Source organism: Peptoniphilus sp. KCTC 25270 (genome assembly GCF_021012875.1).
GTDB lineage: Bacteria > Bacillota > Clostridia > Tissierellales > Peptoniphilaceae > JAJMZJ01.
Window position 1 is genome coordinate 102708 of the sequence record NZ_JAJMZJ010000002.1, and the last position, 18888, is coordinate 121595.

An 18888-nucleotide genomic window follows, 5' to 3' on the forward strand; every position below is an offset into this window, starting at 1 on the left:
ATTTTCCTCTTTAGTTCGTTGATAAATTCAAGAACTTCGTAAATTCTTTCTTAAACATCAATTCTACGGTGCCTGTTGGACCGTTTCTGTGTTTTGCAATAATAACTTCTCCTAGATTTGCCTTCTCCGATTCTGGGTTATAATAATCGTCACGATACAGGAACATAACCACGTCTGCATCCTGTTCAATGGCTCCAGATTCTCGTAAATCCGACAAAATTGGGCGATGATCCGCACGAAGTTCTGGGGCACGAGATAACTGAGATAGGGCAATTAAAGGCACATCCAATTCTTTGGCTACGGCTTTTAGAGAACGAGAAATCGCCGAAATTTCTTGTTGACGACTGTCGGCACGTCCTCCCACTTCCATTAGCTGCAAATAATCGATTACAATTAAATCTAAGCCCTTTTCCGCTTTCAATCGTCGACACTTTGCCTTTACTTCCAAAGGCGTGATTCCGGGGGTATCATCGATGCTAATGGGGATTTCAGAAATAACGGTCATGGCTTCTATAACTTTTCCCCATTCGTCTTCGTTCAAATCTCCTGATATAACCTTCATCAAATCCACATGGGAAATAGAAGAGATAATACGCTGAGAAAGTTGGTGACGACTCATTTCTAGAGAAAACATTGCAACAGAGGCGCCTCCTTTTAAGGCGGCATTGGTTGAAATATTTACCATAAGGGCGGTTTTCCCCATGGAAGGACGAGCGGCCAACAAAACCAAGTCGGATTTTTGTAGACCAGAAAGTTTTCTGTCCAAGTCAATGAAACCCGTAGTTAGCCCCGTTAAGCTTCCTGGGTTTGCGGCTCTTTCTTCCATTTGTTGATAGGTTTCTTTTAAGGTTTCACGAAGGGATACCAAACCGTTTCTTTGATTTCCCTGGGTAATATCAAAAATACTTTTCTCGGCCTTTTCAATAATGGCTCCTACTTCTTCGGAATCGGAATAACCATCTGCCACAATTTGGTTTCCTGCTTCTATTAAAGCCCTAAGAGTTGCCTTCTCTTTAATAATTTGAGCATAGGCCTCTGCATTGGAAAAAGTTCCCGCTGAATTGGCAAGTTTCGCCAAATAACTATAGCCTCCAACCCCTTTTAATTGATTGGCTTTATCTAAAGAATTGGAAACCGTCGTAATATCTACAGGCTGATTTTTTTCATACAATGCCAAAATCGCATTAAAAATGATGCGATGGGCTTCATAATAAAAATCTTCACGATGAAGAATTTCTACGGTTGTGGTAATGGAATCTTTACTTAAAAGCAACGCTCCCAATAAAGATATCTCCGCCTCTTCCGAATAGGGAGGAATCCTTCCCATATCCATTGTTTCCATTTAGATTGCTTCCACTTCCACGGCTACATCTGCAACAACATCTCCGTACACTTTGATCGATACGGTTCTCTTTCCTGTTGTCTTAATATTTTCTTTCAAATCAATTTTCTTTTTGTCCAATTTTTCGCCGATTTGTTTTTGGATTTCATCGGCAATGTCCTTAGAAGTAATGGCACCAAATAATTTTCCTCCATCGCCTCCTTTGGCTTGCAATTTTACTGTGATTTTTTCCAATTTTTCTTTTACCGCTTTTGCATCTGCAACGCGTTGGGCTTCTTCTGCCTCTTCTCTGGCTTTTTGTTCTTTCCAATTGGCCAAGTTTTCTTCTGTTGCTTCTATAGCTGCTTTTCTTGGGAAAAGATAATTTCTAGCATAACCACTTTTTGAATCTACCAAATCTCCCGCTTTTCCTAAACTAGGAACGTCTTGTAATAATATAATTTTCATTCCACATCTCCCTCTTCCGTAAAATATTCTCCAATGGCCTCGATCAATTGGCCTTCGGCTTCATCTAAATTTGTCATTTCCAATTGGGCCCCTGCCATATTCAAATGGCCACCGCCACCTAATTTTTCTAAAATTAACTGAACGCTAATTTCTCCGTAAGAACGGCCAGAAATATGGATCACGTCTTTCTTCGGCGATAAAACAAAACTCGCTTTGATTCCGTGAATATCCAACAATTCATCGGCGGCTTGAGCACTTACCAACACACCATTCTCCGCATCTTCTTCTAGACGGCTAATCGCTATCTTTTCATAGACAATCTTCGCCTTATGAACCACTCCTGCTCGAGAAATAATGGTATTGTAATCATCTTCAAAGAGTACACGAACCTTACCCATATCTGCACCAGCTCGGCGCAATGTAGAGGCTGCCTCAAAGGTACGAACCCCTGTACGGAAGGTAAAATTCTTCGTATCTACAACAATCCCACTCATTAAAGCGTCCGCTTCAAAAGTAGTAAAGCCTGTATCATCATACATATAAGTAATCATTTCGGTTACTAGCTCTGAAGTAGAAGAGGCATAGGGTTCAATATAGGTAAGAACGGGATCCTCTACTATTTCTTTTCCTCGTCGATGATGGTCAATCACAACCACATTTCTTGCTCCTTCTAGCAATTCTGGATGGATCGTAAAAGAAGGCTTGTGATTATCTACCAAAATCAACAAATCGTTCGGATGCATACGCTCTTGGGCCTGATCGCCAGTAATAACTTTCCCGTAGAGATCTTTTTCCTCTTCGCGCATTCGTTTCATTAAATTGTCAATGGAAGGATTGCTTTTATTTAATACCAAATATCCTTCTTTCCCTCGATTTCGAACAGCACTCATAACCCCAACAGCTGCGCCAATGGCATCCATATCAGGATTCGTATGTCCCATAACAAAAACACGATGGGATTTATCAATCAGTTGGCGCAAAGCAATTCCTAATACTCTCGCCTTTACTTTGTTTCGTTTTTCCACCGCTTTGGATTTTCCGCCAAAATATTCGTAATTATCCTCTGCAACCACAACCGCCTGGTCTCCCCCGCGGCCTAAAGCTACGTCTAAGCTAGTATCGGCTTCATTGTAAGCCTCTAAAAAGTTTAAGCCCTTTCTTGATACACCAATACTTAAAGTAAGATCGATGGTATTTCCCTCATTAATGGAACGGACCTCGTCCAATAAAGCAAATCGATTTTCTCTAAAACCTAGGAAATCTTGATAGCGCATTACCACCAAATAGGTATCGTCTTCAAACTTTCGCACCAAAGCTCCTTTGGATTGAAAATACTCGTTTACAATTTGGTCTACCTTGGCAATAAGCAAAGGCTTTGAGGAGGCCTCTGTTGAGTCCATTACCTCATTATAGTTATCCAATTCCACCAAGGCCAATACCGCTTGCTCTTCTTGATACATTTTTTCCAACTCAAAATACTCTTCGTTGTTAATAAAATAAAACAAGCAAAGTTTTCTTCCATCGGCTCGATCTTTTCCCTCTACCACGCTACTATAAAGCTCGTAGGTTTCCTCTGCCAACTCAATGTGCCCTAATTTCCCTGTCTTTAGCGTTTGGAAATCATACTCTACAAAACTAGAAACATAGGTTTTCAAATCTTTTCCCATAATCGTTTCTTCCTTGAACAATTTCAAGAAAGGCCCATTGTACCATTGAATCATTCCCTCATCATCGGTTACAACCAAGGGAAAAGGCATGTTAAACACAGCATTTTCGGTTAGTTTATCAAAATCTTGAGATAAGGATTCCATTTGGCTAATCACCATAGCGTTGTTTCGATCCGATTGGTGAATGGCGTAATAAACAATAAACACAAACCCAACAAGAGAAATGGTTCCCATAATTCGATTTTGGAAAAACAAAGCCAATATTAATACAACAATATAACCAAGATATACTTGGTAATTTTTTAATGTAAAATGTTTCGTCTCCATACAATCTCCTCTATCCTTGGATTCGTCTGAAATTCATCCACTGATCCAATAAACCGATCATTACGATTCCCATTTGAAAAAATGGAACAATAATGAGGATTCCCAAAAACAAGCCTCGAAAAATGCTCATTGGCACAAATCGATGTAAGAAAAAGCTTGCCACAGATAGCCCTTGGAACAATAATAAACCCATAGCTACAAACGTCAAGTTGTAAATAAAAATTTCCACGTTAAAATTCAAAAGATTCGCTGCAAGAGCTGCCAAGAAAAATACAATTAACATCGTCGCAACCATATTTCTCGGCAAACGAATAAACACAAAAGGAGGCGGCGATAAAATACGCACCCCTTGGAAAAAAAGGCGTTTTCCTACCATAGAGTACGTTATATAAGAAACCGCTAAACTCACCAATAGAAAAATGGACGGCAATAGCATCAGCATCATATTGGTCGTTTCTTTCACTTGTTGAACCATACGTTCCATTTCCACTTCCGGAATCCCTGCTTGTGTAAATATCTCTTTTTCCGCTTGAATCATTTGAGAAAAAGCGTCCTTAGACTGTAAGAACTCCAACCCTTGGCTCATGTAAAGATTAAACCCTAGAGAGAACAAAAACAACATCGTTCCTACTAGAAGGGTGACTCCAATACCTTTTTTCGTTTTGATACAATAATCAAAAGCCAAAATAAACGGTCCAAAAGTCGTCAATACAAAAAAGCCTTGGGAAACTCCATAGACCCATCCAATGATTAAACATACTACAAGGAATACTCCCATGGATTTCAAAATTCCTTTTTTTACCGACTCCACAATAAAAGGAGCGGGGAAAAATAAGAAAAATATAGGTAAAATCATACCTGCAATCCCTAAACAAGCACCCTTTGTTAAAAGCATCAAAGATGCCATAAAATCTTGATTATTCTCTTTCAATTACTCACCTCGTATTATGATAGTTTACCATAAAATACGATATTCTTCCACGTGTTCGAAAAATACAAGAAAAAACCTCTACGTTTGTAGAGGTTTTTCCCGTGTGTGTATTCAAATTATAAATTTTATATTAGTCTGCGCTATATGGTAATAGTGCAATTTGTCTAGCGCGTTTTACAGCTGTAGTAACTTTACGTTGATGTTTCGCGCAAGTACCTGTTACTCTGCGAGGTAAAATTTTTCCTCTATCAGAAATATATTTTTTCAAAGTTTGTGCATCTTTGTAGTCGATTTCTTTGCTTTTATCTGCACAGAAAGCACATACTTTTTTTCTTGAACGGTATCTTCTTTGCATTGTTCTCCCCCTTTAACTTAGAGTATTAAAATGGGATATCGTCGTTGTCGATAGGGTAATATCCTTCGTCATCCGATTTTGGACCAAAGGAATTGTTTTCTTGAGGTTGTTGATAGTTCATATTGGTTGGAGGAGCAGCAAACTGTCCACCACCTTGGTTCGTATTATCAAAACCACCCATATTGCTATTTCCGCTTTCACTTGCAGAATCTACAAAGTGAACGCGATTGATAATAATATCTGTGGTAAAAATACGTTGACCATTCTTATCATAACTTCCTGTTTGAATACGACCCTCAACAGCAATTCGGCTTCCTTTGTGGAAATAATTTCCTAACATTTCAGCCGTTTTACCAAAAGCTTTACAAGAGATAAAATCAGCAGTTGGCTGACCTGTCGCTTCGGCTTGTTGTCTTTTTTCTTTAGACAATCCACGGTCTACAGCAATGGTAACAAAGACGTTTGCCATTCCATTTTGACTATAGCGTAATTCTGGTTCTCTTGTTAATCTTCCATAGAGTACAACTAAATTCATGATATCACCAATCCCGTCTATTATTCTTCGATACGAATAACCATATGTCTCATAACTGAATCTAGAATTTTCGCAACACGATCAAATTCTTTGATAGTAGCTGGTTCTGCTTCAAATTCAACCAAAGTGTAGAAAGCTTCTTTGTAGTATTGAATTTCATAAGCCAATTTACGGCTACCCCACTCATCGATGTTGGAAATGTTACCACCTTCAGATAAGACATTTTTCAATCTTTCGAAATGAGCTTCTCTCTTTTCTGCCTCTACGTCTGGGTAAAACATTAAAATCGCTTCATATTTGTTCATCTTTTCACCTCCTTGTGGACTATCGGCTCCTTACAGAGCAAGGATATCAATCCTTAGTATTATATGATAAACCAGCCCCTCTCGTCAAGGAAATTCTCTACATTCCTCCTATTTCTTTTCTTTCTATCTTTATACTTTTTCAAAAATATGGTAGGATAAATTATTGCAATAGGAAAGGATTTACTATGAAAAAAGAAACCAAGGGATTGTTTATCGTTATGCTTTGCGCCTTTTTATGGGCCTTTAATGGAAATATTGGAGGATGGCTTTTTAAGACAAAAAATTTCACCCCAGAAGATTTGGTCGTGGTCCGTCTTTTGGGAGCTGGTTTTTCCATTCTTCTTTACAATAGCTGGAAAAAAGGATCCGCTGCCCTTTCCATTCTAAAGGTAAAAGCCAACTACCTCCCCCTTGCTTTTTATGCCATTGGAGGGATTTTGTTAATGCAATTTGGCTATTTTGTGGCCATTCTCTACTCTAACGCTCCCACAAGTACCCTCCTTGAATATTTGGGAACCTTTCTGCTCCTTTTCTTCTTGTCCATTCAATACAAAAAGTGGCCCGAACGAAAAGTTTTTCTAGCTTTAATCGTTTCTATTTTTGGCGTGGTTTTGCTTGTAACCCATGGAAATTTTTCCGTTCTTTCTATTAATGAAAAGGCCCTATTCTGGGGATTGTTGTCCGCTTTAGGCTATGCAACTTTTAATGTCGCTCCTTTGAAGCTACAAGCTCGCTACACTTCCATGGATATTGTAGGGCCCGCTATGATTCTAGGAGGAGTTACTCTATTTCTATTGGTTCGTCCCCATACCCTCTCTACTGTAACCTGGGATTTTTATTCGATTTTGGCCTTACTTTATTGCATTTTTGGCGGAACCTTCTTTCCTTTCGTCTTATTTATGGAAGGGCAGCGCCTCGCCGGTCCCTCTCTTTCTGGTATTTTTTCCCTATCCGAACCAGTTTTTTCTACTCTTATCGCCGTTTTATTGTATGGAACCATTTTCTCCCCAATCGATCTTTTGGGAATGGTATTCATCCTTGGATCCATTCTTCTTTTAACCATTCAAGGTACAAAAAAAGAGAAAGGCTAATTTACTGGCCTTTCTCTTTTTTTGTTTATTTAGAAATCCTCTTTTCGAAATAGGAAGGAAAGCAAAAGGAATCGATTCCAAGATAAAAATAAGGAGATCATCTGTCCCATCCCACCGTAAATCCTTTGGGCTTCTAAAATCCCCTCTACACCCTTTGTTACTGTTTCCATTTCTCTAATATAATTTTCCTTCAATAGGTAGTTGATCAAACCAATAAAAAGAAAATGGGAGATATAGATACAACAAAGGATAGGAAGGTATTTTTTTAGCCCCTTTTCCTTCAAATTTGTAATAAGAAGGATTAAATTGGCCAAGGAAAAAAATAGGGCGGAGGCATAAAAGACAAAATCTCCTACATTTCCATTATAAAAATCTCTCTTCAAAAACAAAATGAGAAAAAGATTGACAATGAGTAAAATCGTTGTATAAATCAATATCTTTTTGCTTACTTTCATAGTTTCTCCCCCAAATTTTATAGCAACTCTCTTCTTCTATTCTTTCATTTTCAGCGTAAAAGAAATGGTATCTAAAGGAACCAGTCCACCTTCATCATAAGCAGATGGCACAGAAGATATTTTCATTCCCTTGCCCATTTCTATATACATATGCTTCTTTATTGTAAAATAAAGCAATACATATATTTCTAAATTCTTTTGTTTTGAAGTTTATATCAATATTATTGTACCAAACAAGACATTTTTTTCAATCTTTTTTATTCTGAAAAATTCAATTCTTTTTATTTATTTTCGTATTTTTTGCGTTTCTTGCCAATAAAAAAGAACCACGGATATCCGTGGTTCTTTTTATGTAAGCCGGAAAAACCGGCCTTTATTATTTATTAAACCAATTCAATAATCGCCATTTCAGCTGCGTCGCCTACACGTGGACCTTTTTTCAAAATGCGAGTGTATCCACCGTTGCGTTCGCTATAACCCGGTGCAATTTCTTCGAATAAACGAGTTACTACGTCTTCATCAAAGATGTATGCTAAAGCTTGGCGTCTTGCGTGTAAATCGCCTCTTTTACCAAGAGTGATCATTTTTTCCGCCATGCGTCTAGTTTCTTTTGCACGAGTCACTGTGGTTTCGATGCGGCCTTCGCGGAGAAGATCCGTTGTTAAGTTTCTTAACATAGCTCTTCTTTGCGGAGTTGTGCGGCCTAATTTTCTTTGTTTTGCCACAATAACGTCCTCCTTTTACTCTTCTTCTTCCCTGAGAGATAGTCCTAGTTCAAGTAATTTTGCTTGTACTTCTTCTAAACTCTTCTTCCCAAGGTTGCGTACTTTCATCATGTCATCTTCTGATTTGTTTGTAAGTTCTTCCACAGTGTTGATGTTTGCACGTTTCAAACAGTTGAAACTTCTTACTGACAAATCCAATTCTTCTACGGTCATTTCCAAAACTTTTTCTTTGGTGTCTTCTGGTTTTTCAACCATAATGTTGACATCACTTACATGTTCGGTCATGCCGATGAATAAATTAAGATGCTCTGTCAAAATCTTAGCAGCGAGAGAAGTAGCCTCATCGGCTGGTAAAGATCCATCTGTTTCAACATCTAGGATCAAACGATCATAGTCTGTGCGTTGTCCTACACGAGTGTTTTCAACTTTCCAGTTTACCTTGCGAATCGGTGTATAATTCGAATCAACAGGAATGATACCAATTTCAGTAACTTCATCCTTCTTTAACTCAGATGGTTCGTAGCCGCGGCCACGTTCCACTACAAGTTCCATATATACATTGGCATCTTCGTTCAAAGTAGCCAAGTGATGATCCGGATTTACTATCTCAACGCCAAGTGGAACTTCAATATCTCCAGCAGTAATAACGCCTTCGCCTTTGCTTTCAATTGCCACTCTAACTGGTGTATCCGATGTGGAACGCAGAACGATCCCCTTAATATTAAGGATGATCTCTGGAACATCTTCTAAAACGCCAGGAATAACACCAAATTCGTGTTCAACTCCACGGATGTTGACAAATGTCACTGCGGCGCCTGGAAGGGAAGAGAGCAATACTCTTCTCAAGGAGTTCCCTAGGGTAATGCCATAACCACTTTCTAGTGGTTCTACAACAAAACGCCCTTCTTTGCCGTCATCAGATAATTGTTCAATAACAATATTTGGCTTTTCAATTTCTATCATCAAATTTCGCCCTCCTATCAGTGGGTTAATCGAGGAGTAATCTTGAACATTTTATCTGTGTCAGATAAATTAAACTCTTCGGCGTTTTGGCGGACGGCATCCATTGTGTGGAATTGGAGTAACGTCTTTGATCATGGTTACTTCCAAGCCGGATGCTTGTAAAGAACGAATTGCCGCTTCACGTCCACTACCTGGACCTTTCACGTAAACTTCAACTGTTTTCAATCCGTGTTCTTTTGCTTTTAAAGCAGCTTCTTGTGCTGCTTCTTGCGCTGCGAATGGTGTGGATTTTCTTGATCCTTTGAAACCCAATTGACCAGCACTTGCCCAGGAAATTACATTTCCGCTCATGTCAGTCAAGGTCACCATGGTGTTGTTAAAAGAAGAAGCAATGTGTGCTTGTCCTTTTTCTATATTTTTGCGTACTCTTCTTTTAGAGCCCGCAGATTTACTAGGTTTTGCCATCGGTTCCCTCCTCTATTTCTTCTTAGAGACGATTTTCTTCGGTCCCTTACGAGTTCTAGCGTTGGTCTTTGTTTTTTGACCGCGTACAGGGAGACCTCTCTTATGGCGGATACCACGATAGCAGTTGATCTCACGTAAACGCTTAATATTAAAAGCGATCTCACGGCGAAGATCCCCTTCTACATTGTATTTATCTACTTCATCACGGATTGCTGCCACTTCTGCTTCTGTTAAATCTTTAATACGAGTGTTAAAATCAACACCAGCGTTTGTTAAGATTTCTTGCGCACGTGGGCGACCAATTCCGTAGATGTAGGTTAAGCCAATTTCAGCTCGCTTTTCTCTTGGTAAGTCAATACCAGCGATTCTTGCCATACTTACACCTCCCCTTAGCCTTGTCTTTGTTTATGCTTTGGATTTTCACAGATTACCATTACTCGTCCATTGCGTTTAATGATTTTACATTTTTCGCACATCTTCTTTACTGAAGGTCTTACTTTCAACTTAGTCCCTCCTAATCCTCTATTTCTTTCTCCAGGTAATTCTTCCTCTGGTCAAGTCGTAGGGACTCAGCTCAACGGTTACTTTATCACCTGGAAGAATACGAATGTAATGCATTCTTAGTTTTCCAGATATGTGGGCTAAGATCTCATGTCCATTTTCCAACTTGACTTTAAATTGGGTGTTGGGCAGGGCATCTGTAACGACGCCTTCTACTTCTATTACGTCTTCTTTTGCCACGAAAGAATCCTCCTTTATGCCTCTTGGAAGCGAGACAGTTCTTTTCGAATATAGCTGTCATTTAACGTCTTCGATGTTGGTTGTAAATCCACCATTTGTTTCGTTATCATTAAGTGTTTTACTTTTTTTCGCTTAGGCGATTCCAACTTTCTCCGAGCTCCATTTACTAGACTCAGATATTGATCGTCTATAACTTCCAAGACCACAAAGAACTCTTCCTTATCTCTGCCTGCCTTGGACTTAACTACCTGACCCACTCTGATATCAGAGGTGTTGATCATTATTCGTTCGCTCCTTGTTTTAAGCCTGCTTTGATGTCTTCCCAAACGGCAGCAATTTCTTTGCCTCCGTCAATGTCTAACAACAAACCTTGGGCTTTATAATAATCTACCAAAGGAGAGGTTTGATCTTCATAGACTTGGATACGAGTTTTTACTGTCTCTTCCACGTCGTCTTCTCTCTGAATCAAAGTAGCCCCATCTTCATCACAAATTCCTGGTGATGCAGGAGGGTTGTTTGAGATATGGTACGTAGCGCCACACTCTGGGCAAACGCGACGTCCACATGCTCTTTCAATCAATAGTTCTGAATCAACGATAATATTGATGACTCTATCTAATTTGGTTTCCATGTTTTCAAGAGCTGCATCCAATGCTACGGCTTGGTTTACAGTACGTGGGAAACCATCCAATAAAAATCCGTTTTTCACGTCGTCTTTCGCAATGCGATCTACGACGATTTCATTTACCAATTCATCAGGTACCAACAAACCTTGATCCATGTAGGATTTGGCTTTGGTTCCCAATTCCGTTTCATTTTTAATATTTTCACGGAAGATGTCTCCCGTAGAAATATGTTTAACATCAAATTCTTCAACGATAGAAGCCGCTTGTGTACCTTTTCCGGCTCCTGGTGGGCCTAAAATGACCAATCTCATTTTTGATCCTCCTTATTTTAGGAATCCTTTGTAGTGACGCATTAATAATTGTTGCTCCAATACTCTTGCTGTCTCTAAGATTACACCTACAACGATGATCAAACTTGTACCACCGAAACTAAAGTGCATGCCTGTAAATTTCGTTAAAACCTCTGGAATAATCGCAAGGAAAGCCAAAGCAATGGCTCCTGGGAATACCAAACGGTTTACGGTACGGTTCAAATAGTCTGAAGTGGAACGTCCAGCACGAATGCCTGGAATAAATCCACCGTTTTGTTGAAGATTCTTTGAGTATTCTACTGTATTAAATTGAATTGCAGTATAAAAATACGTAAAGAATACAATCAATATCATCATAAGAATGCTATAAATAACAATTCCTACGTCCCCTTGTGGGGTAAACCAGTTCGTAATGAATTTTGCCGCTCCACTATTTGGATCAGACATCATTACAATAATAGACGGAATACTCATAATGGTTTGAGCAAAGATGATTGGCATTACACCACTCATAAGAACCTTAATTGGAATATGAGTACTTTGTCCACCATACATTTTTCGTCCTACTACACGTTTGGCATATTGCACAGGAATTCTTCTTTGTCCTTCATTCAAAGCAACTACGAAGAATACAATGGCAACGGCCAATACTAAGAATACGACAACCCATGCCCAGCTAACTTGGCCAGCTGCAGCTTTTAAGATGGATGCGTAAATATCACGAGGGAATCGAGCTACGATCCCTGCGAAGATGATCAATGAGATCCCGTTACCGATACCTTTTTCAGTAATCTGTTCACCAATCCAAACTAGTAAAGCAGTACCTGCTACAACGCTTAGGATGATTACTAGGTTTTGGAACATATTGGTAGTCGTAACAGCCATACGGAAAATACCAAAGGTATATCCAATTGCTTGTACGGCTGCCAAAGCAACGGCTAAATACCTTGTATACTTTGCAATTTTCTTACGCCCTACTTCTCCTTCTTTTGACAATGCTTCCAAAGATGGAATGGCAATTGTTAAAAGTTGAATTACGATAGAAGCCGTAATGTATGGATAAATGTTGGCTGCAAAAATAGAGAAACTACTTACATTACCCCCACTCATTAAATCCATAAAAGAAAGTATACCACCTTGTTGAGATTGAAATAATTGTTGGATCGCTTCATTGTTCATAAATGGAACTGGAATGTGAGAACCCAAACGATATACTACAAGCATCAATAAGGTGAAGAGAAGCTTTCTACGAATTTCAGGGATCTTCCAAGCATCTCTAAAGGTTTGGATCATTTAGATCACCTCTGCCTTTCCCCCAGCTGCTTCAATTTTTTCAGCAGCAGATTTGGTAAAATGTTGTGCTTTAACTGTTACAGATACGTTTAAGTCACCGTTTCCTAAAATACGAAGACCGTCTTTTGCTTCGCTTTTACGAACTAGTCCTTTTTCTACCAATGCGTCAAGAGTAATTTCTGCTCCATTATCGAATTGGTTTAAGCTGTCTACGTTAACAACAGCGTATTCTTTTTTGAAAATATTTGTAAATCCACGTTTTGGAATACGACGGAACAAAGGCATTTGGCCCCCTTCAAAACCTGGGCGCACGCCACCACCACTACGGGCGTTTTGTCCTTTGTGACCTCTACCAGCAGTTTTACCAGTACCAGATCCAATACCGCGGCCAAGACGTTTCTTTGCTTTGACTCCTCCACCTTCAGCAGGTCTTAAATCATGCAATTTCACTTTCTGCCACCTCCTTTAGTCGATGATCTCAACCATATAGTTGATTTTATCGATCATACCGCGAATTTGAGGTGTGTCGTTTTGTTCAACGATTTGACCTACTTTTCTTAGCCCTAAAGCTTTAACGGTACGTCTATGTTTTTCAATCTTTCCGATAGGGCTTTTTTTGAGTTGAATTTTAATTGTATTCATCACAGTCTCCCCCTTATCCTAAGATTTCGTTTACTGATTTGCCACGTAACTTAGCCACAGACTCTGCTGTTTTTAAGCTTTCAAGACCTTGAATAGTAGCATTTACAGTGTTTCTTGGGTTTGCTGAACCAATACTGTGAGTATAGATATCACGGATACCCGCTAATTCACATACCGCACGAACAGATCCACCAGCGATAACCCCAGTACCTGGACGAGCAGGTTTTAAGAATACACGACCTGCGCCAAATACACCTGTGATTTCATGAGGAATGGTATTACCACGTAAGTTGATTTTTACCATATTCTTACGAGCGGCTTGCGCTGCTTTACGAATTGCTTCAGGTACTTCCAAAGCTTTCCCCATACCTACGCCTACATTACCGTTGCGATCTCCGACTACCACCAAAGCGGAGAAACGGAAGTTACGACCGCCCTTAACGACTTTCGCAACACGGTTGATCGCAACAACTCTTTCTTCGAGTTCCATATCTTTCGTATTCATCTTTTTACGATTCAATCCTGTTCCCTCCCTGCTTAGAATTTAAGTCCTGCATCACGAGCTGCATCAGCCAAAGCTTGAACACGTCCATGATACACATAACCACTACGGTCAAAGACTACTTCTTCTACGTTTATATCTTTTGCTTTATTTGCAATCGCTTCACCAACAGCCTTAGCCGCTTCTGTATTCTTTGTAGATTCTAATCCTAAGGATTTATCCAAAGTAGAAGCTGAAGCTAAAGTCTTGCCGCTTGCATCATCAATGAGTTGTGCATAAATGTGGTGTGCACTACGGTAGATGGCAAGACGAGGTCTGGAAGACGTTCCGTTGATCTTGCGTCTGACACGTGTATGTCTCGCTTTGCGATTGTTATTTTTATCGACTTTCTTAAACAAAACACTCCACTCCTTTCTTACTTACCAGTCTTACCGACTTTACGACGTACATATTCGCCAACGTAGCGAATTCCCTTACCTTTGTAAGGTTCTGGTTGACGGAAGCTACGAATGTAAGCAGCATAAGCGCCAACTTTTTGTTTGTCGATCCCACGGACGATAATTTTTGTATTTGAAGGTACTTCTACTTCCAATCCAGCTGGATCTTCCAACTCTACTGGATGAGAGAAACCTAAGTTCAAATTCAATTTATTTCCGGATTTTGCTGCACGGTAACCAGTACCAATGATTTCTAACTCTTTTTCGTAACCTTTTGTTACGCCTTCGATATTGTTAGCAATCAAAGAACGGTATAAACCATGTAACGCTCTATTTTCTTTGTTGTCGTTTGGACGTTCTACTGTAATGGTGTTATCTTCCATTTTTACAGTGATGTCTTTTGCTACTTCTGTAGTTAAAGTTCCTTTAGGACCTTTTACTTCAACAACATTATTGTCCGAAATTTTAACTTCTACGCCAGCAGGGATTTCGATGGGTTTTTTTCCAATTCTAGACATTTGATCACCTCAATCCTTACCAAACATAGCAGAGTACTTCTCCGCCAACTTGTTCCTTACGTGCTTCGCGGTCTGTCATGATACCTTTAGATGTAGAAATCACAGCGATACCTAAACCACCAAGTACACGAGGGATTTCTGTAGACTTCGCATACACACGAAGACCAGGCTTAGAAATTCTCTTAATACCACTAATTACCTTCTCATCATTGTTTCCATACTTCAAATCCACTTTGATGATACCTTGTTTGTCATCTTCAAGGACTTCATATCCATTAATGTAACCTTCCTCAAGAAGAATACGAGAAATTTCAGTTTTAATATTTGAAGCGGGAATTTGAACAGATTTATGTCTTGCATCGTTACCGTTTCGAATTCTCGAAAGCATATCCGCAATTGGGTCTGTCATCATAATGCTTTTCCTCCTTTCGGTTGGCCTTACCAGCTCGCCTTTTTAACGCCAGGGATCTGTCCTTTATAGGCCAGTTCACGGAAACAAATTCTACAAATTCCATATTTTTTCAATACGGCATGTGGACGTCCACAAACTCTACATCTTGTGTACGCTCTCGTGCTGAATTTTGGCTTTCTCTGTTGCTTAGCAATCATTGATTTTTTTGCCATTCTTCATGCCCTCCTTACTTCGCAAAGGGCATTCCCAATTTGCCCAAAAACGCTTTTGCTTCTTCATCAGTTTTTGCTGAAGTTACAATTACAATATCCATACCGCGTAAACTATCAATTTGATCATACTCAATTTCAGGGAAGATCAATTGCTCTTTCAAACCTAGAGCGTAGTTTCCACGACCGTCAAAAGAAGTACCACTTACACCACGGAAGTCACGTACACGTGGAAGAGCTACGTTCATTAACTTGTCTAAGAAATCATACATACGCTCGCCACGTAAAGTTACTTTACAACCTACTTGGTTGCCTTCACGCAATTTGAAGTTCGCGATACTCTTTTTCGCTTTTGTAATCAATGGTTTTTGACCAGAGATAATGGTTAAATCTTTGATCGCTGATTCCAAAAGTTTTGGATTGTCTTTTGCTTCTCCAAGACCAATATTGATTACCACTTTTTCTAAACGAGGAATTTCCATTACGTTATCGTATTTGAATTCCTCCATCATAGCGTTAGCTACTTCATTTCTTTCTTTATCTTTTAATCTTAAAGTCATCTTGCGCCTCCTTACTTATCGTTAATTGTGGCACCGGAGGACTTGATTACACGAACCTTTTTGCCATTTTCAAAGCTGTATCCAATTTTTGATCTTTTCTTAGTTTTTGTATCATAGTACATAACATTAGAAACATGAATTGGAGCTTCGCTTTTTGTGATGCCGCCTGGTTTCTGTGGTCCCCGTGGCTTTTGATGTTTCGTTACTACATTGACACCTTCGACAACTACGCGATCAAGCTTTGGAATACAACGAAGAACTTTTCCTGTCTTTCCTTTATCCTTACCAGCGATTACTTCGACGGTATCACCTTTTTTAATGCGCATTCTATGCCACCTCCTTAAAGAACTTCTGGAGCCAAGGAGATAATTCTCATAAAGTTTTCTCCTCTTAACTCTCTCGTTACAGGGCCGAAAATACGTGTACCCTGTGGGTTTTTGTCCTCTTTGATGACGACAGCTGCATTTTCGTCAAATTTTATATAAGAACCATCTGAACGACGGATTCCACTCTTAGAACGAACAATAACTGCTTTAACTACTGTTCCTTTCTTGACAACGCCACCTGGTGTTGCATTTTTAACTGAGCAAACTACAATATCGCCAATGTTAGCATAACGACGGTTTGTTCCGCCTAATACTTTAATGACGCCGAGCTCTTTTGCACCGGAGTTGTCTGCAACTTTTAATCTCGTTTCCTGTTGGATCATTTCGAGAACCTCCTCTTTGCTTACTTCGCTTTTTCGACGATTTGTACGAGTCTAAATCTCTTGTCTTTAGAAAGTGGGCGTGTTTCCATGGCGCGAATGATATCGCCAATGCCCGCTTCGTTGTTCTCGTCATGAACCTTAAACTTCTTCGTATTCTTAAATCTCTTCTTGTAGATTGGATGAGTCTTGAAAGTCTCAACAGCGACTACAATGGTCTTATCCATTTTGTCGCTAACCACACGACCGGAGATTACTTTTCGATTGTTTCTTTCCATGAGTAATTACGCCTCCTTTTCCACATTGAGCTCGCGCTCTCTTTGGATGGTCTTAACTCTAGCAATATCTTTCTTAACGCCTTTAATAGAAGACGGATTGTCTAATTGACCAGTAGCAAGTTGAAAGCGGAGGTTGAAAAGCTCATTCTTCAACTCGTTTACTTTTGTAGCCAGTTCTTCACTGGACATTTGGCGAATGTCTTTAGTTCTCATTCGATTCACCATCACTTTCTTCTTGTTTCTTAACCACAAACTTCGTTTTAATTGGTAGTTTCATAGCGGCAAGACGCATAGCTTCTCTTGCTACTTCTTCAGAAACTCCACTCATTTCAAACATAATACGTCCTGGTTTTACAACTGCTACCCAATATTCAGGAGCCCCTTTACCAGAACCCATACGTGTTTCCGCTGGTTTTTCAGTAACTGGTTTATCTGGGAATACTTTAATCCAAATGTTACCACCACGACGGATATATCTTGTCATAGCTCGACGAGCTGCCTCGATTTGATTGGAAGTAATCCATGCAGGCTCTAAAGCTTGGATACCGTAATCACCATAAGATAATGTATTACCACGGTGAGCCACACCTTTCATTCTGCCACGGTGTTGTCTACGATATTTAACTCTCTTTGGCATCAACATATGCGTTTCCTCCTTCCCTCTTAACGGTTGTTTTCTTGACCTTTGCGGTTATCTCTGCGACGATTGTCAGAGCCTCTTCTTTTATTGTCTCTACGATCACGGCGACGACCTTCAGGTCTTTGAGGAAGAACTTCGCCTTTGTATAGCCAAACTTTTACCCCTAATTTACCATAAGTAGTATCCGCTTCAGCAAAACCATAATCGATGTCTGCGCGAAGTGTTTGTAGAGGAATTGTACCTTCACTGTAACCTTCGGTACGAGCCATATCTGCTCCGCCTAGACGACCAGATACTTGTGTACGGATCCCTTTAACGCCAAGACGCATAATACGTTGGATGGTTTGTTTCATCGCACGACGGAAAGATACACGACGTTCCAATTGTGCTGCAATGTTTTCAGCGATCAATTGTGCATCCAAATCAGGATTTTTGATTTCGTCTACGTTTACAACAATGCTTTTGCCAGTTAATTTTTCCAAAGCTTTACGTAAATCTTCAACGCCAGCTCCGCCACGACCAATAACCATACCTGGTTTTGCTGTGGAGATAGAAACTTTAACCTTGTTGGCAGCTCTCTCGATCTCAATTTTAGAGATTCCAGCTTGAAATAAATTTTTCTTAACATATTTACGAATTTTATTGTCTTCTACGAGAAGATCGGCAAAGTCCTTTTTGTTTGCGTACCATTTTGAATCCCATTCTTTAATGATCCCAACACGAAGACCATGAGGATTAACTTTTTGACCCATTCTGACTCTCCCCCCTTACTCTCTCTCAGCAACAACGACACCGATGTGGCTTGATCTTTTCAAAATTGGATAAGCCATACCTTTAGCTTTTGGACGGTAACGTTTCATTGTTGGACCATCATTTGCATAAGCTTCAGTGACGATTAAGTTTTCTCTATCTAAGTTCAAATTGTTTTCTGCATTGGCTACAGCAGATTGAAGAACTTTTGCTAATTCTCTAGCACCACGTTTTGGTGTGAACTTTAACATGGCCAAAGCTTCATCTACTTGTTTGCCGCGAATTTCTGCACAGATGAAATTTACTTTCAAAGGAGAAATTCGAACATATTTTGCTATCGCTCTAGCTTCCATTAAGAATTGCCTCCTTATCTCATCTTGGTAGTTTTTTCACTACCGGCATGACCACGGTATGTTCTTGTTAATACGAACTCACCTAATTTGTGGCCAACCATATCTTCTGTAATATAAATTGGAACGTGTTTTCTACCATCGTGAACGGCGATTGTGTGTTCAACCATTTCTGGGAAGATAGTGGAACGACGTGACCAAGTCTTAATTACTTCTTTCTTGTTTGCTTCGTTTAACGCATCGACCTTTTTAAATAAATGCTCATCTGCGAAAGGCCCTTTCTTTAAGGATCTGGACATGATTTC

The 18888-nt window shown here is 39.6% G+C and carries 34 protein-coding genes; 1 reads left to right on the forward strand and 33 read right to left on the reverse strand.

The window, feature by feature from the left end; all coding sequences use genetic code 11:
* Window positions 1-10: 10 nt before the first annotated feature.
* From dnaB to rpsF, 7 genes are all read right to left on the reverse strand, one after another.
* Window positions 11-1342 carry a replicative DNA helicase gene (gene dnaB, locus LQU94_RS04290; RefSeq protein ID WP_230696458.1) on the reverse strand — a complete coding sequence of 444 codons (1332 nt, stop codon included), beginning with the start codon at window positions 1340-1342 and terminating at the stop codon, window positions 11-13.
* Window positions 1343-1789 carry a 50S ribosomal protein L9 gene (gene rplI, locus LQU94_RS04295; RefSeq protein ID WP_230696459.1) on the reverse strand — a complete coding sequence of 149 codons (447 nt, stop codon included), beginning with the start codon at window positions 1787-1789 and terminating at the stop codon, window positions 1343-1345.
* Complete coding sequence (locus tag LQU94_RS04300) at window positions 1786-3783, reverse strand: DHH family phosphoesterase (RefSeq protein WP_230696460.1); 1998 nt, start codon at window positions 3781-3783, stop codon at window positions 1786-1788. The genes rplI and LQU94_RS04300 overlap by 4 nt, the downstream gene beginning before the upstream one ends.
* 10 nt (window positions 3784-3793) lie before the next feature.
* Entirely contained in the window at window positions 3794-4714 is a 921-nt protein-coding gene (locus tag LQU94_RS04305) for a DUF2232 domain-containing protein (protein WP_230696461.1), read from the reverse strand.
* Between the two features lie 130 nt (window positions 4715-4844).
* Window positions 4845-5069, reverse strand: coding sequence for a 30S ribosomal protein S18 (gene rpsR, locus LQU94_RS04310; protein WP_230696462.1), 225 nt, complete (start codon window positions 5067-5069; stop codon window positions 4845-4847).
* A gap of 25 nt (window positions 5070-5094) precedes the next feature.
* On the reverse strand, window positions 5095-5604 hold the full coding sequence (locus LQU94_RS04315) for a single-stranded DNA-binding protein (RefSeq protein ID WP_230696463.1): 510 nt from the start codon (window positions 5602-5604) through the stop codon (window positions 5095-5097).
* A 20-nt stretch (window positions 5605-5624) separates the two neighbouring features.
* A complete protein-coding gene (rpsF, locus tag LQU94_RS04320) occupies window positions 5625-5909 on the reverse strand; it encodes a 30S ribosomal protein S6 (protein WP_230696464.1) in 285 nt (94 codons plus the stop codon).
* 185 nt (window positions 5910-6094) lie between these two features.
* On the opposite strand from rpsF, the gene LQU94_RS04325 reads away from it, so the two are divergent.
* Window positions 6095-7000 carry a DMT family transporter gene (locus LQU94_RS04325; RefSeq protein WP_230696465.1) on the forward strand — a complete coding sequence of 302 codons (906 nt, stop codon included), beginning with the start codon at window positions 6095-6097 and terminating at the stop codon, window positions 6998-7000.
* Between the two features lie 29 nt (window positions 7001-7029).
* Here LQU94_RS04325 and LQU94_RS04330 read toward each other — a convergent pair whose 3' ends face one another.
* From LQU94_RS04330 to rpsS, 26 genes are all read right to left on the reverse strand, one after another.
* A complete protein-coding gene (locus tag LQU94_RS04330) occupies window positions 7030-7455 on the reverse strand; it encodes a hypothetical protein (protein ID WP_230696466.1) in 426 nt (141 codons plus the stop codon).
* A gap of 383 nt (window positions 7456-7838) precedes the next feature.
* Window positions 7839-8180 (reverse strand): 50S ribosomal protein L17, encoded by a 342-nt coding sequence (rplQ, locus tag LQU94_RS04335; RefSeq protein WP_370631504.1) that lies wholly within the window; start codon window positions 8178-8180, stop codon window positions 7839-7841.
* 15 nt (window positions 8181-8195) lie between these two features.
* A complete protein-coding gene (locus tag LQU94_RS04340) occupies window positions 8196-9143 on the reverse strand; it encodes a DNA-directed RNA polymerase subunit alpha (protein WP_230696467.1) in 948 nt (315 codons plus the stop codon).
* Window positions 9144-9212: 69 nt separating this feature from the next.
* Window positions 9213-9608, reverse strand: coding sequence for a 30S ribosomal protein S11 (gene rpsK, locus LQU94_RS04345; protein WP_230696468.1), 396 nt, complete (start codon window positions 9606-9608; stop codon window positions 9213-9215).
* Between the two features lie 12 nt (window positions 9609-9620).
* Window positions 9621-9983, reverse strand: coding sequence for a 30S ribosomal protein S13 (rpsM, locus tag LQU94_RS04350; protein WP_230696469.1), 363 nt, complete (start codon window positions 9981-9983; stop codon window positions 9621-9623).
* Window positions 9984-9997: 14 nt separating this feature from the next.
* Window positions 9998-10111, reverse strand: coding sequence for a 50S ribosomal protein L36 (rpmJ, locus tag LQU94_RS04355; protein WP_005957387.1), 114 nt, complete (start codon window positions 10109-10111; stop codon window positions 9998-10000).
* 19 nt (window positions 10112-10130) lie between these two features.
* Complete coding sequence (infA, locus tag LQU94_RS04360) at window positions 10131-10349, reverse strand: translation initiation factor IF-1 (protein ID WP_230696470.1); 219 nt, start codon at window positions 10347-10349, stop codon at window positions 10131-10133.
* A 14-nt stretch (window positions 10350-10363) separates the two neighbouring features.
* A complete protein-coding gene (locus LQU94_RS04365; protein ID WP_230696471.1) occupies window positions 10364-10630 on the reverse strand; it encodes a KOW domain-containing RNA-binding protein in 267 nt (88 codons plus the stop codon).
* Window positions 10630-11286, reverse strand: a complete 657-nt coding sequence (locus tag LQU94_RS04370; protein ID WP_230696472.1) for an adenylate kinase — start codon at window positions 11284-11286, stop codon at window positions 10630-10632. Before LQU94_RS04370 ends, LQU94_RS04365 begins: the two co-directional genes overlap by 1 nt.
* Before the next feature lie 12 nt (window positions 11287-11298).
* A complete protein-coding gene (gene secY / locus LQU94_RS04375) occupies window positions 11299-12579 on the reverse strand; it encodes a preprotein translocase subunit SecY (protein ID WP_230696473.1) in 1281 nt (426 codons plus the stop codon).
* Window positions 12580-13029 (reverse strand): 50S ribosomal protein L15, encoded by a 450-nt coding sequence (gene rplO / locus LQU94_RS04380; protein WP_230696474.1) that lies wholly within the window; start codon window positions 13027-13029, stop codon window positions 12580-12582.
* A 15-nt stretch (window positions 13030-13044) separates the two neighbouring features.
* Complete coding sequence (rpmD, locus tag LQU94_RS04385) at window positions 13045-13221, reverse strand: 50S ribosomal protein L30 (RefSeq protein ID WP_230696475.1); 177 nt, start codon at window positions 13219-13221, stop codon at window positions 13045-13047.
* Window positions 13222-13234: 13 nt separating this feature from the next.
* Window positions 13235-13726, reverse strand: a complete 492-nt coding sequence (rpsE, locus tag LQU94_RS04390; protein WP_230696694.1) for a 30S ribosomal protein S5 — start codon at window positions 13724-13726, stop codon at window positions 13235-13237.
* A 32-nt stretch (window positions 13727-13758) separates the two neighbouring features.
* Entirely contained in the window at window positions 13759-14121 is a 363-nt protein-coding gene (rplR, locus tag LQU94_RS04395; protein WP_230696476.1) for a 50S ribosomal protein L18, read from the reverse strand.
* Between the two features lie 17 nt (window positions 14122-14138).
* Window positions 14139-14678 (reverse strand): 50S ribosomal protein L6, encoded by a 540-nt coding sequence (rplF, locus tag LQU94_RS04400; protein WP_230696477.1) that lies wholly within the window; start codon window positions 14676-14678, stop codon window positions 14139-14141.
* A gap of 16 nt (window positions 14679-14694) precedes the next feature.
* Entirely contained in the window at window positions 14695-15090 is a 396-nt protein-coding gene (gene rpsH, locus LQU94_RS04405) for a 30S ribosomal protein S8 (protein WP_230696478.1), read from the reverse strand.
* Between the two features lie 26 nt (window positions 15091-15116).
* Entirely contained in the window at window positions 15117-15302 is a 186-nt protein-coding gene (locus LQU94_RS04410; protein WP_230696479.1) for a type Z 30S ribosomal protein S14, read from the reverse strand.
* Window positions 15303-15316: 14 nt separating this feature from the next.
* Window positions 15317-15859: a 50S ribosomal protein L5 gene (gene rplE, locus LQU94_RS04415; protein ID WP_230696480.1), complete on the reverse strand. Its 543-nt coding sequence runs from the start codon at window positions 15857-15859 to the stop codon at window positions 15317-15319.
* An 11-nt stretch (window positions 15860-15870) separates the two neighbouring features.
* A complete protein-coding gene (gene rplX / locus LQU94_RS04420; protein ID WP_230696481.1) occupies window positions 15871-16185 on the reverse strand; it encodes a 50S ribosomal protein L24 in 315 nt (104 codons plus the stop codon).
* Between the two features lie 14 nt (window positions 16186-16199).
* On the reverse strand, window positions 16200-16568 hold the full coding sequence (gene rplN / locus LQU94_RS04425) for a 50S ribosomal protein L14 (RefSeq protein ID WP_230696482.1): 369 nt from the start codon (window positions 16566-16568) through the stop codon (window positions 16200-16202).
* Between the two features lie 20 nt (window positions 16569-16588).
* Window positions 16589-16843 carry a 30S ribosomal protein S17 gene (rpsQ, locus tag LQU94_RS04430; RefSeq protein WP_230696483.1) on the reverse strand — a complete coding sequence of 85 codons (255 nt, stop codon included), beginning with the start codon at window positions 16841-16843 and terminating at the stop codon, window positions 16589-16591.
* Between the two features lie 6 nt (window positions 16844-16849).
* A complete protein-coding gene (gene rpmC, locus LQU94_RS04435) occupies window positions 16850-17056 on the reverse strand; it encodes a 50S ribosomal protein L29 (protein ID WP_230696484.1) in 207 nt (68 codons plus the stop codon).
* Window positions 17046-17486, reverse strand: a complete 441-nt coding sequence (gene rplP, locus LQU94_RS04440) for a 50S ribosomal protein L16 (RefSeq protein WP_230696485.1) — start codon at window positions 17484-17486, stop codon at window positions 17046-17048. The genes rpmC and rplP overlap by 11 nt, the downstream gene beginning before the upstream one ends.
* Before the next feature lie 20 nt (window positions 17487-17506).
* Window positions 17507-18235 carry a 30S ribosomal protein S3 gene (gene rpsC, locus LQU94_RS04445; protein WP_230696486.1) on the reverse strand — a complete coding sequence of 243 codons (729 nt, stop codon included), beginning with the start codon at window positions 18233-18235 and terminating at the stop codon, window positions 17507-17509.
* 15 nt (window positions 18236-18250) lie between these two features.
* On the reverse strand, window positions 18251-18586 hold the full coding sequence (gene rplV / locus LQU94_RS04450; protein ID WP_230696487.1) for a 50S ribosomal protein L22: 336 nt from the start codon (window positions 18584-18586) through the stop codon (window positions 18251-18253).
* 14 nt (window positions 18587-18600) lie between these two features.
* Window positions 18601-18882 (reverse strand): 30S ribosomal protein S19, encoded by a 282-nt coding sequence (rpsS, locus tag LQU94_RS04455; RefSeq protein ID WP_230696488.1) that lies wholly within the window; start codon window positions 18880-18882, stop codon window positions 18601-18603.
* Window positions 18883-18888: the final 6 nt, after the last annotated feature.

Coding starts and splice junctions, on each gene's coding strand:
- LQU94_RS04325 (WP_230696465.1), top strand. CDS start 6,095: ATGAAAAAAGAAACCAAGGGATTGTTTATCGTTATGCTTTGCGCCTTT.
- rplX (WP_230696481.1), bottom strand. CDS start 16,185: ATGCGCATTAAAAAAGGTGATACCGTCGAAGTAATCGCTGGTAAGGAT.
- rplF (WP_230696477.1), bottom strand. CDS start 14,678: ATGTCTAGAATTGGAAAAAAACCCATCGAAATCCCTGCTGGCGTAGAA.
- LQU94_RS04300 (WP_230696460.1), bottom strand. CDS start 3,783: ATGGAGACGAAACATTTTACATTAAAAAATTACCAAGTATATCTTGGT.
- rpsE (WP_230696694.1), bottom strand. CDS start 13,726: ATGAATACGAAAGATATGGAACTCGAAGAAAGAGTTGTTGCGATCAAC.
- LQU94_RS04410 (WP_230696479.1), bottom strand. CDS start 15,302: ATGGCAAAAAAATCAATGATTGCTAAGCAACAGAGAAAGCCAAAATTC.
- rplV (WP_230696487.1), bottom strand. CDS start 18,586: ATGGAAGCTAGAGCGATAGCAAAATATGTTCGAATTTCTCCTTTGAAA.
- dnaB (WP_230696458.1), bottom strand. CDS start 1,342: ATGGAAACAATGGATATGGGAAGGATTCCTCCCTATTCGGAAGAGGCG.
- rpmD (WP_230696475.1), bottom strand. CDS start 13,221: ATGAATACAATTAAAATTCAACTCAAAAAAAGCCCTATCGGAAAGATT.
- LQU94_RS04330 (WP_230696466.1), bottom strand. CDS start 7,455: ATGAAAGTAAGCAAAAAGATATTGATTTATACAACGATTTTACTCATT.
- rpsM (WP_230696469.1), bottom strand. CDS start 9,983: ATGGCAAGAATCGCTGGTATTGACTTACCAAGAGAAAAGCGAGCTGAA.
- rplE (WP_230696480.1), bottom strand. CDS start 15,859: ATGACTTTAAGATTAAAAGATAAAGAAAGAAATGAAGTAGCTAACGCT.
- LQU94_RS04365 (WP_230696471.1), bottom strand. CDS start 10,630: ATGATCAACACCTCTGATATCAGAGTGGGTCAGGTAGTTAAGTCCAAG.
- rpsS (WP_230696488.1), bottom strand. CDS start 18,882: ATGTCCAGATCCTTAAAGAAAGGGCCTTTCGCAGATGAGCATTTATTT.
- secY (WP_230696473.1), bottom strand. CDS start 12,579: ATGATCCAAACCTTTAGAGATGCTTGGAAGATCCCTGAAATTCGTAGA.
- LQU94_RS04340 (WP_230696467.1), bottom strand. CDS start 9,143: ATGATAGAAATTGAAAAGCCAAATATTGTTATTGAACAATTATCTGAT.
- rpsH (WP_230696478.1), bottom strand. CDS start 15,090: ATGATGACAGACCCAATTGCGGATATGCTTTCGAGAATTCGAAACGGT.
- rplI (WP_230696459.1), bottom strand. CDS start 1,789: ATGAAAATTATATTATTACAAGACGTTCCTAGTTTAGGAAAAGCGGGA.
- rplP (WP_230696485.1), bottom strand. CDS start 17,486: ATGTTGATGCCAAAGAGAGTTAAATATCGTAGACAACACCGTGGCAGA.
- rpsR (WP_230696462.1), bottom strand. CDS start 5,069: ATGCAAAGAAGATACCGTTCAAGAAAAAAAGTATGTGCTTTCTGTGCA.
- rplN (WP_230696482.1), bottom strand. CDS start 16,568: ATGATCCAACAGGAAACGAGATTAAAAGTTGCAGACAACTCCGGTGCA.
- rpsK (WP_230696468.1), bottom strand. CDS start 9,608: ATGGCAAAACCTAGTAAATCTGCGGGCTCTAAAAGAAGAGTACGCAAA.
- LQU94_RS04370 (WP_230696472.1), bottom strand. CDS start 11,286: ATGAGATTGGTCATTTTAGGCCCACCAGGAGCCGGAAAAGGTACACAA.
- LQU94_RS04315 (WP_230696463.1), bottom strand. CDS start 5,604: ATGAATTTAGTTGTACTCTATGGAAGATTAACAAGAGAACCAGAATTA.
- rpmC (WP_230696484.1), bottom strand. CDS start 17,056: ATGAGAACTAAAGACATTCGCCAAATGTCCAGTGAAGAACTGGCTACA.
- rpsC (WP_230696486.1), bottom strand. CDS start 18,235: ATGGGTCAAAAAGTTAATCCTCATGGTCTTCGTGTTGGGATCATTAAA.
- rpsQ (WP_230696483.1), bottom strand. CDS start 16,843: ATGGAAAGAAACAATCGAAAAGTAATCTCCGGTCGTGTGGTTAGCGAC.
- rpsF (WP_230696464.1), bottom strand. CDS start 5,909: ATGAACAAATATGAAGCGATTTTAATGTTTTACCCAGACGTAGAGGCA.